Origin of the sequence: Pseudomonas sp. E6002, from assembly GCF_013385565.1 — a bacterium.
In the GTDB taxonomy this organism is placed as follows: Bacteria; Pseudomonadota; Gammaproteobacteria; order Pseudomonadales; family Pseudomonadaceae; genus Aquipseudomonas.
Map to the genome: position 1 here is coordinate 1 of NZ_JACAPT010000027.1, position 13460 is coordinate 13460.

A 13460-nucleotide genomic window follows, 5' to 3' on the forward strand; every position below is an offset into this window, starting at 1 on the left:
TGTAAGAGCGAAACCATAGGCCGCCGTTACCTAAATAACGGATATGTACTCTCAACTCACGCCGGAAACCGCAACGGCAAAGCAGCCTGAAGCAACGCCGCCGGATCCCGATAACGCGCCCCAAAGTGGTCCCCCGGCAACCGCGCCCGCCCAGCCCCAAACAACCGCTCCCGCAACGTCTCCCCCTCGTTGTACCGCTCACGAAACCGCCCCCGACGACGCAACTCCGGCACCACCAATTCAATAAAGTCCCGCGCCGTCTCAAACGACAAATACTGCCTCAGGTTAATCCCGTCGATCCCATCCTCATCCAGCCATTTCTCAATCGCGTCCGCCACCACCGTCGGCGTACCCGCGACAAAAAACCGCTCGCGATTAAACCCACCCAGTTGCGCCAATACCGCCCCAACAGTGGAGTCCGCCTTGTACCGACTCAAACTCTCCCACCCCTTGACCTGCCGACTCACCAGATCACTGATCAACGTATCCCGCGGATACGCCGTCAAATCAATCGCCGACTGCCCGTGAGCCAGCGACGCCTCGACACTCACCAACTTGCGATAACTGTCGAGCTTGGCACTCACCTCCTCATCGGTCCGCCCAACGATCACCCCCGCCATCACAATAAACTTCAACCCCGCCGGATCGCGATCATGCTCAACTGCCTTCTGCCGCATCGCCTGGATATTCGCCCGCACCGCCGGCGCATCATTACCACCGGTAAACACCACTTCGGCATGCCGCCCGGCAAACTCGATCCCGGCCGGTGACCCCGTAGCCTGAAACAACACCGGCGTACGCTGCCGCGAAGGCTGGCACAAGTGTGGGCCGGCAACCTTGAAGTGTTCCCCCACGTGGTTGATATAGCGCACCTTGTCCGGATCGGTGTAGATCCGACGCTCACGGTCGACAATCACCGCGTCATCGTCCCAGGAGCCTTCCCAAAGCTTGTACAGCACGTCGAGGTATTCATCGGCGATCTCGTAGCGGTGATCGTGAACCACCTCAGTGTCATGCCCGAAGTTGCGCGCCGCATTCGGCAGGTACGAGGTGACAATGTTCCAGCCCACCCGCCCCTTGGTCAGGTGATCGAGGGTACTCATGCGCCGCGCAAAGGCGAACGGCGGTTCGTAGGTAGTGGAAAAGGTCGCGCCGAAACCCAGGTTCTTGGTCACCCCGGCCATCGCCGGAATCACCAGCAGCGGGTCGTTGCTGGGAATCTGCATGCCCTCACGCAGCGAGGTCTCGGGGCCGTCGCGAAAGCGGTCATAGGTGCCAATCACATCGGCCAGGAACACGCCATCAAAGGTGCCGTATTCCAGCAGCTGCGCCAGCTCGGTCCAATAGTCCAGGTCGTTGAAACGGTGCCGGTTGTTGTCCGGGTGCACCCACAAACCATGGACGATGTGGCTGACGCAGTTCATTTCAAACAAATTCACGTGCAGTTGCTTGGGCACCAGGAGCACTCCTTTCGTAGATACGTTTTCCAATACGTCAGATCGCTACATTCAGGTAGAACGGGATCGGCGTGTAGTCGGTTTCAAGGGTCGGGATCGCATCGATCAGCGCGCGGGTATAGGCATGGGCCGGACGGTCGAACACCGCGCGTACCGAGCCGGACTCCACCACTTCACCGGCCTTCATCACCAGCACACGCTCGCTGACGTGGTTGATCACGCCGAGGTCATGGGAAATGAACAGGCAGGCCAGGCCGAGGCGGCGCTTGAGGTCGTCGAGCAATTCGAGAGTCTGTGCCTGTACCGACACGTCGAGCGCCGACACCGGTTCATCGCAGATCAGGATCTGCGGCTCGGACGCCAACGCTCGGGCAATCGCGATGCGCTGGCGCTGGCCACCGGAAAGTTCGATCGGCCGGCGCGACAAGGCGCTGGCATCAAGGCGTACCAGTTCCAGCAGTTCCAGGGCACGGTCGCGCCGGGCATGACGCGGTACGCCAGCCACCACCAGCGCTTCGAACAGCACACGCTGCACGGTGTAGCGTGGGTCGAAGGAGCTGAGCGGGTCCTGGAACACCACTTGCACCGCACGCCGGGCTTCGCGTTTTTGCCTGGCGTCGAGGTCGGACCAGCGCTGGCCATTGATCCACACCTCGCCGGCATCGGCGGTTTCCAGGCCGAGTATCAGCCGGGTCAAGGTGGTCTTGCCGCAACCCGATTCGCCCACCACCCCCAGCGTCTCGCCGCGACGCAGCTGTAGCGACACCTGGTTCAGCACCGTGCGGGTTTTGCCGTCGGGGCCGACAAAGGTTTTGGACAGATCGCGTGCTTCAAGCAGTATTTCGCCCTGGGGCGCCGGCTCGGGCTCCACCGCCGTGAGCAGTCGGCGTGTGGGCTGGAAGTGCACGGCCTTGGCGGCCCGCAGCAGCAGTTGGGTATACGGATGACGCGGGTCTTGCAGGACCTGTTCGGTGCTGCCCTCCTCCACGATCACCCCGTGGCGCATCACGGCCACGCGATCGGCCAGGCGCGAGACCACCGACAGGTCGTGGCTGACCATCAGCAGTGCATTGTCTTCACCGCGCAGGCTCTCCAGCAGGGCGATGACCTGGGCCTGCACCGTGGCATCCAGTGCCGTGGTGGGTTCATCGGCAATGATCAGCCGCGGATTGCAGGCAATAGCCGAGGCGATCAGCGCCCGCTGGCGCAAGCCGCCGGAAAGTTGCCAGGGGTATTGGCTGGCGCGCAGTTCCGGTTCCGGCACACCGACATCCCGCAGCAGTTCCAGCACCCGCAGGCGGCGCGCTTCCAGGCCCAATGCGGTGTGCAGGTGCAACGGTTCTTCGATCTCGGCACCGACGCGGCGCAGCGGGTCCAGCGCGCCCAACGCGTCCTGCATCACAAAGCCGATGCTCGCGCCGCGCAGTTGCTGCCAGGCCCGCTCGTTGAGCTGGCGCAGGTCGACGCCCTGGAAGGCCAGCTTGGCAGCCTGGACATGGGCGTCCTTGCCGGTGAGGCCAGCCAGGGTGCGGGCGGTGACGCTTTTTCCGGACCCCGACTCCCCCACCAGCGCGAGGCATTCACCCCGGCTCAACTGCAGACTGACACCGTGCAACACTGGCTCGGCCTGGCCGAAACGTACTGTCAGGTCGCGGATATCGACCAGCGGACCGAGGGTATGGATGTTCATCGTCATAGAGGCTTTCCTTCGCTGCGGCGCAAGAGTTCGCGGCCGATGGCACTGATGGAGACAACGGTCAGGGTGATGATCAGGGCGGGCCAGGCCACCAGCCACGGCGCGTTGGCCAGGAAGCTGCGCCCGATGGACATCATCCCGCCCCACTCCGGCGCAGGCGGCGGTGCGCCGAAGCCGAGGAAACTCAAGGCGGCACCGGCAGTGATCGCGCCGCCGATGCCGATGGTGGCGAGGATCAACACGGGCTTGAACGCATTGGGCAGGATGTGCCGCAGCACCACCGCCAGCTGCGATTGGCCGAGGGTGACGGCGGATTCGACATAGCCGGCATTACGTACGCTGAGGGTTTGCGCCCGCACCAGGCGCGCATAACGCGGCACACCGGCAATGCCTATCGCGAGAATCAGATTGGCCGTGCCCTGGCCGAAAAACGTGATGATCACCAGCGCCAGCAACAGGTCGGGAAACGACAGCAACACGTCGATCCCGCGCATCAAGGCGCCGTCCAGCCAACGCGGACCGAGCCCGGCGATCAACCCGAGCAAGGTGCCCCAGGCCAGGCCCAGCGCCGTAGCTGCGAGGCCCATGAACAGCGACGAACGCACGCCATAAATCAAGCGGCTGAGCACATCGCGCCCGTTCTCATCAGTGCCCAGCCAATGCACATTGCTCGGCGCCTGGAACGCCATGCGCGCCGACGCCTCCAGCGGGTCATACGGGGCCAGCCATTGCGGAACAACGGCGGCCAACAGCAACAGCCCGACAAATACCCCGGCGAGCAACAGACCCGGCCGCAGTTGGGTAAACTCGACAAGACGCAACGGGCGATTGCCGATCAACGTTTCAATGGTTTGCGTCATGCCAGGCTCCTGGTGCTAGGGCGCGGGGTTGGGAATGCGCTGGTGGATAGCCTGGACCTGCGCCTTGATCTCGTCGCCGAGCGTCACGTCCAGCGCGCCGAGGTTGTCGCGCAATTGCGCCAGGCTGGTTTGCCCGGTCAGTGCGCTGGTGACGAAGGGTTTGTCGATGATGAAGGCCAGGGCCAGTTGGGCCGGGGTGAGGCCATGTTGCCGGGCAATCTCCACGTAGCCGGTGATGGCCTCCTGGGCCGAGGCACTGTCGTAGCGATTGAAAGTGCGGTACACCGCCGACAGCCGCGAGCCCTCGGGCCGTGCGCCGCCGAGGTACTTGCCGGTGAGCGCACCGAAGGCCAGCGGCGAGTACGCCAGCAGCCCGACGCCTTCGCGATGGGTGAACTCCGAGAGGCCGCCTTCGTACAGGCGGTTAAGCAGGCTGTAGGGGTTTTGCACGCTGGCAATGCGCGGCAGGCCGAGGCGTTCGCTTTGCTTGAGAAACTCGGCGACGCCCCACGGGGTTTCATTGGAAACCCCGATGTGGCGCACCTTGCCAGCCTTGACCTGATCGGCGAGCACCGCCAGGGTTTCCTCGATGGCGACGCTCTGGGTGTCTGCCTGATACGGGTATTCGCGCTGGCCGAAGATGTTGGTGGTGCGGTCGGGCCAGTGCAGTTGGTACAGGTCGAGGTAGTCGGTGTTCAGGCGTTTGAGGCTGCCGTCGAGGGCTTCGACGATGTTGCGCCGGTCGTGGCGGCTGAGGCCGTCGCGGATGTGCTGCTGGCTGCTGGGGTCACGGGCCGGGCCGGCGATTTTGCTGGCCAGGATCACCTCGTCACGTCGACCACTGGCCGCCAGCCAGCTGCCGATGTAACGCTCGGTGGTGCGCCAGGTTTCAGCCTTGGTGGGCGTGGGGTACATCTCGGCGGTGTCGATGAAATTGATACCTTCGGCCAGTGCCAGGTCGATCTGTTGATGGGCATCGTTTTCGGTGTTCTGGTGGCCCCAAGTCATGGTGCCGAGGCCCAGCACGCTGACTTGGATGTCGCTGTTGCCCAGTTGGCGGTAACGCATGGGTGATCCTTTTTTCTTCAAGGGTTGATGGCTCATACCGCACTCGCTTCGTCGCGGGCGGCCTGCTGCTCGGCGTCGGCGGCTTGCAGGCTGCGCCAGGCGGCGTTCGGGGTGACGTCATTGAGGTAGTAGTTGCCCAGTGCCCGTTCGCGAAAGATCGCCGGGTTGTGGGAGGCCAGGGTTCGTGCGTTGCGCCAATGCCGGTCGAAGCGGCGCGACTCGCTGGTGGCGGAGGCGCCGCCGACTTCGAACAGCAGCGTGGTGGCTTCCAGTACCTGTTCCAGCACGATCTGTTGCGCCTGAAAAGCGCGAATCTCGGCCTCGTTGTAATGCTGTTCGGTTGCGTGCCCGCCCTGCTCCGCTTCGTGCACGTCCTGCAGCACCTCGGCGACGGCCAGCACCTGGGTGCGTGCGGCATAGGCCAGGCTCGACAAGCGGCCAATCACGCGCTGCACCAGCGGGTCATCCTTGGGGCTCGATTGCCCCGGCACACCAAACGCGCGGGTGCGGCCCTTGACGAACTCGGTGGCGTCACGCAGCACGGCGTTGGCGATGCCGGCCAGGGTCGCCAGGTGGAACAGCTGGTAGAAAGCGCTCAGGTAGGACTCGGCGCGCAGTTCGTCTTTCTTGAAGCGCCGCACAATATGCTGCTCCGGTACGTTCACCGCCTTGAAGCGGGTAGTGCCGCTGCCGGTGAGTCGCTGGCCAAAGCCGTCCCAGTCATCTTCGACGGTGACACCCGGCGCGTCGGTGCGTACCGCCAGGCTGACAAAATCTTCGCCATCCAGGGCCACGGCCGCGATCCAGTTGGCGTACAGCGTGCCGGTGCAGTAGTACTTCTCGCCGTCCAGCTGCCAGCCGGAGTCGACTGCGCTGAGGGTCACCGAGTTGCGGGTGGTGTCGGTGCGCTCGGCCATGGCGGCGCCCCACAACTCGCCGTCGACGACTTTGGCGAACCAGTAATCCTGGGAAGCGCTGTCGCGGCTGGAAAGCCGGCCTTCGACGAAACCGAAATGCGCGCGCACGATCTGCGGCAAGTTTGAATCGGCCTCTCCCAGTTCAATCAACAGGCGAAACAGCTGCGGCAGGCTTGCACCCAGGCCGCCCAAGGCCTGCGGCACACGCAGTGCGCCAAAGCCGGCCTCGCGCAGCCAAGCCACCGCGTCATGGGCCAGCTCGCGTTGCTGCTCGCGGGCGACGGCGGTGTCGGCTATCCGGGCAAATACGTCAGCGAAACGCTGGTGCAAGTCGGCATAACTCACTTCAGCGGGGATCGAAGCACTCATGGTTTTTCCTTCTTCAAAGGCACTCACGCTTGGTTGGCCCGAGGGTCAATCCAGCGGTTGATCAAATCGACGGCCAGGTTCACCAGCACATAGACGGTGGCGGCCAGCAAGGTCACGCCCAGCACCACCGGCACGTCTTTGTTGCTGGTGGCATCGAGCATCAAGCGCCCGATGCCCTGGCGTGCAAACAGCAATTCCACCACCACCGCGCCGCCCAGCAAGCTGGCGAACACGAACCCGGCCAGGGTCACCAACGGCACCAGCGCATGGCGCAAGGCATGACGCAGGCGCACAGCGGTTTCGGACAAGCCACGGGCACGGGCCATGGCAATAAAGGGTTGTTCGAGGGTGTCTTCCAGGGACTGGCGCAGCAGCTGGGTCAGCACTGCCGCTACCGGCAACGCCAGCGCGATCGAGGGCAGGATCAATGAGCGCCAGCCAACGGAACCGGAGGGCGGCAACCAGTGCCAATGAAACGAAAACACCAGCAACAACAGCATCCCGATCACAAACGAAGGTGCTGAAGACAGCACCAGCTCGCTGCCTGAAACGGCTGAACGCACCCAACGCGAACGGTTGGCGGTGAGGATCGCGCACACCAGGGCCAATACCACCGCCAGCAACGCCGCGCTCAGGGACAGTTGAATGGTTGCACCGATCTGCTCGGCAATCGCCTGCTGCACCGGGATGCGCAAGCGATAGGACTCGCCCAGGTCGCCATGGGCCAGGCGCACCAGGTAATTGCCGTATTGCACTATCAGGGGTTGGTCCAGGCCGTACTCGGCACGTACCCGGGCCAGCAGCTCCGGGGTGGGCATCGAATCCGGCCCGCCGAGGATTGCCAGCGCCGTGTCACCGCCGCTGAAATTGACCGCGAGGAACGTCAGCGTCGCCGCGCCCCACAGCACGCCAATGCCCGCCAGCAGGCGCCAGGCGATGGATTTGAACAGGCTCATGGTTGCCCCCGGTCCAGCCAGATGCTGGTGAAGAACGGTACGTTGTGGGAGGTATCGAAAATCACCCCCTGGACCTGCCGGCCATACGCGGTGAGCACCTGGCTTTCCACCGAAGGCACCGCCGGGACGGTTTCGGTCAGGCGCTTTTGCGCCTCGCCATAGAGCGCCTGCAATTGCACCGGGTCGCGGGATTGGCGGGCGGCGCTGAGCACGCGGTCCAGTTCGGCATCACGGAAGCGCCCGACGTTCTGGCCGATGATCTTGTCGGTGCTGATGGCCTGGCTGTGATAGAGCACGAACAGGCCATCGGGTGTGTTGGTGTGCCAGTAACCGCCCGCCAGCGCCTGGAACTTCCCGGCGTAGCGTTTCTCGGTCACGCGGGTCAGCGGCAGCATTTCGATGGGCATCTCGAAGCCGACTTTTTTCAGGTCGGCCTGGATGGCCACCGAAACGCTGGCGGGAAACGCCGGGTTGTCATAGGACAGCATCGTTGCATTCAGGCGCTGCCCGTCCTTGGTTCGATAGCCCTGGGCATCGCGCCCGGTCCAGCCGGCCTCGTCCAGCAGCGCATTGGCGGCTTTAACGTCGTAGGCCAGGGCGTCGTTGTTGGGTTGATAAAACCGGGTGTTGGCCGCCAGGAAATCCGCCTTGGCGATGTATTCGCCGAAGCCGGAAATCCACGCCAACCCTTCGCGGTCAATGGCCTTGGCCACTGCGCGACGCACCCGTACATCGTCGAACGGTGGCTGCTCGACGTTGAAGGTCATGCTGCGGCTCGGGTTTCCCTTGCGAATCCGGCTGCGCATCACCAGGTCGGGGTTGGCGCGGATGGCGGCGGCATTCTGGGCCGGTGCATCAAGCGCGAAATCCGACTGGCCGGACTCTAGCGCCGTGAAGCGGATCATGGCTTCGGGGACGTAGCTCAGTTCGATACGGTCCAGGTAGGCCTCGCCCGCGTGGCGCGTCACCGGTGGCGCCCAGTTATAGCCGGGGCGCTTGATGAACACCGCGCCCTGGTCACGGGTGTAGCTCTGCAACGTAAACGGCCCGCTGCCGATGGGGTGCTCGGCGATGGTCTTCGGCGCCTCGCGAATCTGCCTGGGGGAGATCATGCTCAGCCAGGACTGCGCCAGCACATCCAGGAAAGGCGTATAGGGTTCGCGCAAATGGGCTTCGAAGGTGTAGTCGTCGATGACCTTGCCATCCAGGTACGGCGCGATATAGGCCGCGGCCAGTGGGGACTTGGTCGCCGGGTCGCGCATGTGGTCCAGGTTGGTTTGCAGCGCCTGGGCATTGAATTTCTCGCCGTCGCTGAAGGTCACGTCGTCGCGCAGGTGAAAGGTGTAGGTCTTGCCGTCGTCGGAGATGTCCCAGGAGCGAGCCAGCCACGGGCTGATATTGCCCTGCTCGTCCTGGTACACCAGGCAATCGAAGAGAATCCGGCCCATCCACTGGATGTTGCCGTTAGACAGTGCGTGAACATCGAAACTGCCGGCGTCGGAGGCGGCTGAGACGCGCAAAGTTCCGCCACTGCGCCCCGGTGACGACTCATGGAAGTCCGTCGCCGAATAAGTCACTACACCGTTGGTGACCGTGCCATCAGCCGCAGACGTTTCATGTTTCGGTGCCGCAGCCGGTGAGCAGGCATTGACTGCCAGGCACAGTGAAATAACCGCCGAAAGTTTCAGGATGGTTGTCAATGACACTTCCTTAGAGGAACTCGATGAACACTGAAAGTTTGCAATTACGGGATGTAATGCAGTGAGCATGCCAGTCTTCAAGAAACGCCATATTGACCATGAAACCGGCGCAAAACCCTTGTAAAACGGGGCAAACACTGCCAAACACTTATATGGTTATACCCGTTATACACCCCGAGATTGTTGGTAGCCTTACACACTGCTTATCAACTGTTGCGTTCGCGACAGCTGCGGTAATCCCAGGCATTAAAGTTGACTGTTGAGAATCAAACACCGATTCAAAACAAAGTATCCCGCAGAACACTTAACCTTAACTAAGCGCCCGTATTCCTTGGCCAATAGTCTTGGCATAGAAACTGCTCAGAGCGAAACAGGCATGACTATTCGAATAGAAAGCTGGGGCTCTTTTATCTATTCACAAGGAACACGCTTAATGGATCCAATCTTTCGGGGAGAGTTGCAAAAGTTGACACTTGCCGTGCGGCAAGCAACTTGGCTGGCGATGGTGGGGCTGGGCTCAGCCCTGGTTTTTTCCGCCAGTGTGCAGGCAGATGATGAGGTCACACCGACGACCGGAACACGGCTAAAGACGGTGACAGTAGAGGCACAAAAAATCACGCCCGTTGAGGCAGCCAAAAGTCAGCTGTCCGAAGTGCCAGGCGGCACCAGCGTGGTCGACAGCGAACAGGTGGCCAAGGGACGCACCGCCACCTTGCAGGACACCCTCGCCTATCAGCCGGGCGTGTTCGTGCAGTCCACCGGCGGCAACGACGCGGCCAAGATCTCCATTCGTGGCTCGGGCGCCAACACCTCGCCGGGGTATTTCCGTGAGGGCATCAAGTTCCTGTTCGACGGCCTGCCGATCACCGGCCCGGGCGGCACACCCTACGAATTCCTCAACGGCTCGGGGGTGAACTACACCGAAATCCTGCGGGGGGCCAACGCCTTCCAGTACGGCGCACTGAGTCTTGGCGGCGCCATCAACTTCGTCAACCAGACCGGCTACACCGCACCCGGCCTGCGGGTGCGGGCGGAAACCGGGAGCTACGGCTACAACAAGCAAAGCCTGAGCGTCGGCGGCGTCGAGGGTGCGTTCGATTACTACCTGAATGCCGACAACTACCGCAGCGACGGCTACCGCGACTACAGCCTGTCGAAGAGCCAGGGCGTGGTGGCCAACTTTGGCTACCGCTTCAGCCCGCAACTCGAAACCCGGGTGATGCTGCGTTACCGCGACGAGTTCCACAACGACCCGAGCGCCACCACCCTGGATGCGGTCAAGCACCATTCCGACCGTGCCAGTGCCACCGCCGAAAGCAGCGGCGCCGGCAGCCGTCGCCCCGGCAGCGTATGGCTGGGCAGCAAGACCACCTACACCTTTGAGGACGACGCCACCCTGTCGGTGGGTTTCGTCTACTACCAGTACGCCCACAACAACAGCCCGAACAGCCCGAGCAACCCCAGCTACTGGGACTGGCATGACCTGAGCGCGGTGATCAACTACGACCGCCGCGACACCCTGTTCGGCCACGAAAGCCGCTCCAGCCTGGCCTTCACCTCCACCGAGCACCTCAAGGGCCAGGTCGACTCCACCTTCGCCAACAAACAGACGCGCAAGTTCGTCGACTACAGCTCCTCGTTCGATCACGTGTTCTCCGTGGGCAACGACCTGGAACTGGTGGACGGCCTGTGGCTGACCAGTGGCGTCTCGGCGATCAACGTGCGCCGCCATGCCGACGTCAAGGAAGCCCTGGTGGCCAACACCACCACCTACCCGAGCGATGTGACCTACGACAACTGGAGCCTGGCACCGCGAGTGGGCGTGCGTTACGAGTTCAACCCACAACTGCAAGTGTTTGCCAACGTCAGCCGCTCCGTCGATCCACCGGCGTCCTGGGAATACTCCGGCTCCGGGCCGACCACGCCGTACGTACGGCCGCTGGTGGAACAGAAAGCCAATACCGTGGAAGTCGGGATCAAGGGTTCATCGGGCATCTTCGACGGCAGCCTGGCGCTCTACCGCTCGTGGGTGAAAAATGAATTGCTAAACGTGCAGATCATCCCGGCCACCTCCACGGCTGCTGCGGTCACCGGTGCATTCAACGCCACGCCGACGATCCACCAAGGGATCGAGGCCGGCTTGAATACACGCCTGTGGGAAAACACCTCGGGTGAAAAAATCACCCTGCGCCAAGTGTATACCTATAACGACTTCTACTACCGCCACGACCCGACCTTCGGCGACAACCAACTGCCGGGGATTCCGAAGCATATCTATCAGGGCGAAGTGCAGTATCAGCACCCAGCGGGCTTCTATACCGGGGTGAATGTGCAATCGGCTTCGCGTACGGCGGTGGACTATGCGAACAGCTTCTATGCGCCCTCCTACACAATCTTCGGGGCGAACGTGGGGTATGAAACGCCGAGCAAGGACTGGAAGGTGTCGCTGGATTTGAAGAACCTGACCAATCAGAAATACGTGACGGCGGTGCAGCCGTTGTATGACGCGAAGGGGCAGGATACGGCGTCGTTGTATCCAGGGGATGGGATTGGGGCTTATGTGGCGGTGGAAATGCGCTATTGAGTCAGCGCATAACCTTAGCTGTCGATGTTCTTATTCCTCACGCCCGGCGATGGGTAAATTGTTAGCCACGTATCTCATTGAGGAAGTGGCTAATGTCTGAGTCTCGATCCGAGCCTGTGGTGTGGATTGCCGGTGTGGGTGCCGTGGCCGGCCTGGGAGCGGCGCTGGCGCGACGCTTCGCGCGGGAGGGTTTGCAGGTGGCAGTCAGCGGCAGGAGCCCGGACAAGTTGCAGGCTGTGGTCGAGGGCATCCGTGCGCTCGGCGGGGAGGCGGTGGCTATCGTGGCGGACTCGGGAATCGAGTCCGAGGTGATCGCCGCCAGCCAGCAGATCAGCCAGTTGGGCCCCCTCAAGGCCGCGATCTTCAATGTCGGCAACTCCGTCGCAGCGCCGACCCTGGAGTTGAGCGCGCAGCTGTTCGAGCAGACCTGGCGGGCATCGACCCTGGGTGGCTTCCTGTTTGCCCGCGAGGCCACCCGCTTGCTGCTCGCCAGTGGTGGCGGCAGCCTGTTGTTCACCGGGGCTACCGCTTCATTGCGAGGCAAGCCACCGTTCGCCGCCTTTGCTGCCGCGAAGGCGGGCTTGCGCTCACTGAGCCAGTCATTTGCCCGCGAGTTCGGCCCACAAAACGTGCACGTCGCCCATGTGGTCATCGATGGCGCCATCGACGGTGAGCGCGTGCAAAGCCGGGCCCCGGATTACCTGGCGCGACTGGGGGAAGACGGTGCGCTGAAACTCGAAGACATCGCCGACGCCTATTGGTACCTGCACACCCAACCGCGCAGCGCCTGGACCCAGGAACTGGACCTGCGGCCCTTCAAGGAACCCTTCTGAAAACCGCCTCACGGCTGGAGGATTGTTCATGGGAACTCATCAGACTCATCTCGCCCCGCCATCGGTCATCGGCGAACTCAACTACCTGCTGGACACCGGCGAGCGGCCGGTGAACTACACCTTCCCGCAGCCAGACGGCACACCCAAGCGCAGCGGCGTGCTGGACCCGACTCAGGTGAGTATTCATAACGCACGGTTGCTCGACGAACCGGCTTATCTGGATCGCAACGGTTTCGAAAGGATCGACCACACCAGCTCGGTGCCTGACCTGGAAAACGATGATCAGGTCCGTGAACACTACTATCCGGAAACCGAAGCCTTGCTCAAGCAACAGACCGGTGCGGTGAAAGTGGTGATCTTCGACCACACCATCCGGGTAGACGAGCACGGACGCGAGGACCGCGGGCTGCGTGAGCCGGTGCGGTACGTGCATAACGACCAGACCGAGCGCTCGGCGATTCGCAGGGTACGTGATCATTTGCCTGCGGATGAGGCTGAACAGCGGCTGCTGGAACGGTTTGCGATTATTAACGTCTGGCGGCCGATTGGTGCGCCGGTCCTGAGCACCCCACTCGCCCTGTGCGATGCGCAAAGCATGGCCGAGAGCGACTTGCTGCCCAGCGACCTGGTGTATCGGGACAAGGTTGGCGAGACTTTTTCGGTCAAGGCCAATCCCGCACATCGCTGGTATTACTACCCGCAGTTGCGGCCGGATGAAGTGCTGCTGTTGAAGATCCATGACTCGCGTAGCGATGTTGCAAGGCGCAGCGCACATACGGCGTTTGATGACCCGACTACGCCGGTGGATGCACCGCCAAGGAGGAGTATCGAGGTGCGGGCGTTGGTGTTTTTTGGGAATGCAGGGAAATAAAAAAGGCCGCGAGATAAATCTCGCGGCCTTTTTAAATTATATGGTCGGGACGGAGTGATTCGAACACTCGACCCCTAGCACCCCATGCTAGTGCGCTACCGGACTGCGCTACGCCCCGACTAGGCGTGTTACTGGGTTCGCTTCGCAAC

At 62.5% G+C, this 13460-nt stretch carries 10 protein-coding genes and 1 tRNA gene; 3 read left to right on the forward strand and 8 right to left on the reverse strand.

The features are described 5' to 3' along the window. Positions 1–56: 56 nt before the first annotated feature. Genes HX815_RS21360 through HX815_RS21390 form a run of 7 tightly spaced genes read right to left on the reverse strand, consistent with a single transcriptional unit; the run spans position 57 to position 9023 of the window. Positions 57–1457, reverse strand: a complete 1401-nt coding sequence (locus HX815_RS21360) for an LLM class flavin-dependent oxidoreductase (RefSeq protein WP_102368598.1) — start codon at positions 1455–1457, stop codon at positions 57–59. Positions 1458–1494: 37 nt separating this feature from the next. Beyond that, positions 1495–3153: an ABC transporter ATP-binding protein gene (locus HX815_RS21365; RefSeq protein ID WP_177028841.1), complete on the reverse strand. Its 1659-nt coding sequence runs from the start codon at positions 3151–3153 to the stop codon at positions 1495–1497. Beyond that, positions 3150–4013: an ABC transporter permease gene (locus tag HX815_RS21370; RefSeq protein WP_177028842.1), complete on the reverse strand. Its 864-nt coding sequence runs from the start codon at positions 4011–4013 to the stop codon at positions 3150–3152. Before HX815_RS21370 ends, HX815_RS21365 begins: the two co-directional genes overlap by 4 nt. A 15-nt stretch (positions 4014–4028) precedes the next feature. Next, complete coding sequence (locus HX815_RS21375) at positions 4029–5081, reverse strand: NADP(H)-dependent aldo-keto reductase (protein ID WP_177028843.1); 1053 nt, start codon at positions 5079–5081, stop codon at positions 4029–4031. Between the two features lie 32 nt (positions 5082–5113). After that, positions 5114–6367, reverse strand: coding sequence for an acyl-CoA dehydrogenase family protein (locus HX815_RS21380; RefSeq protein WP_177028844.1), 1254 nt, complete (start codon positions 6365–6367; stop codon positions 5114–5116). A gap of 23 nt (positions 6368–6390) precedes the next feature. Then, positions 6391–7323, reverse strand: a complete 933-nt coding sequence (locus HX815_RS21385; RefSeq protein ID WP_008431773.1) for an ABC transporter permease — start codon at positions 7321–7323, stop codon at positions 6391–6393. Further along, complete coding sequence (locus HX815_RS21390; protein WP_177028845.1) at positions 7320–9023, reverse strand: ABC transporter substrate-binding protein; 1704 nt, start codon at positions 9021–9023, stop codon at positions 7320–7322. The genes HX815_RS21385 and HX815_RS21390 overlap by 4 nt, the downstream gene beginning before the upstream one ends. Before the next feature lie 433 nt (positions 9024–9456). Between HX815_RS21390 and HX815_RS21395 the strand changes: the two genes are divergently transcribed. The 3 genes from HX815_RS21395 to HX815_RS21405 all read left to right on the forward strand — a co-directional run bounded on the left by HX815_RS21395 (position 9457) and on the right by HX815_RS21405 (position 13311). After that, entirely contained in the window at positions 9457–11607 is a 2151-nt protein-coding gene (locus HX815_RS21395; RefSeq protein ID WP_008431769.1) for a TonB-dependent receptor, read from the forward strand. A 92-nt stretch (positions 11608–11699) separates the two neighbouring features. Further along, complete coding sequence (locus HX815_RS21400; protein ID WP_008431768.1) at positions 11700–12440, forward strand: SDR family NAD(P)-dependent oxidoreductase; 741 nt, start codon at positions 11700–11702, stop codon at positions 12438–12440. Positions 12441–12468: 28 nt separating this feature from the next. After that, positions 12469–13311, forward strand: a complete 843-nt coding sequence (locus HX815_RS21405; protein WP_177028846.1) for a CmcJ/NvfI family oxidoreductase — start codon at positions 12469–12471, stop codon at positions 13309–13311. Between the two features lie 41 nt (positions 13312–13352). Here the strand turns inward: HX815_RS21405 and HX815_RS21410 are convergent. After that, positions 13353–13429 (reverse strand) — tRNA-Pro (locus tag HX815_RS21410). Positions 13430–13460 lie beyond the last annotated feature (31 nt).

What these genes read in the sequence shown, in the direction of transcription:
- HX815_RS21385 (WP_008431773.1), bottom strand. Translation starts at nt 7,323, where the DNA reads ATGAGCCTGTTCAAATCCATCGCCTGGCGCCTGCTGGCGGGCATTGGC.
- HX815_RS21400 (WP_008431768.1), top strand. Translation starts at nt 11,700, where the DNA reads ATGTCTGAGTCTCGATCCGAGCCTGTGGTGTGGATTGCCGGTGTGGGT.
- HX815_RS21405 (WP_177028846.1), top strand. Translation starts at nt 12,469, where the DNA reads ATGGGAACTCATCAGACTCATCTCGCCCCGCCATCGGTCATCGGCGAA.
- HX815_RS21375 (WP_177028843.1), bottom strand. Translation starts at nt 5,081, where the DNA reads ATGCGTTACCGCCAACTGGGCAACAGCGACATCCAAGTCAGCGTGCTG.
- HX815_RS21370 (WP_177028842.1), bottom strand. Translation starts at nt 4,013, where the DNA reads ATGACGCAAACCATTGAAACGTTGATCGGCAATCGCCCGTTGCGTCTT.
- HX815_RS21380 (WP_177028844.1), bottom strand. Translation starts at nt 6,367, where the DNA reads ATGAGTGCTTCGATCCCCGCTGAAGTGAGTTATGCCGACTTGCACCAG.
- HX815_RS21395 (WP_008431769.1), top strand. Translation starts at nt 9,457, where the DNA reads ATGGATCCAATCTTTCGGGGAGAGTTGCAAAAGTTGACACTTGCCGTG.
- HX815_RS21365 (WP_177028841.1), bottom strand. Translation starts at nt 3,153, where the DNA reads ATGACGATGAACATCCATACCCTCGGTCCGCTGGTCGATATCCGCGAC.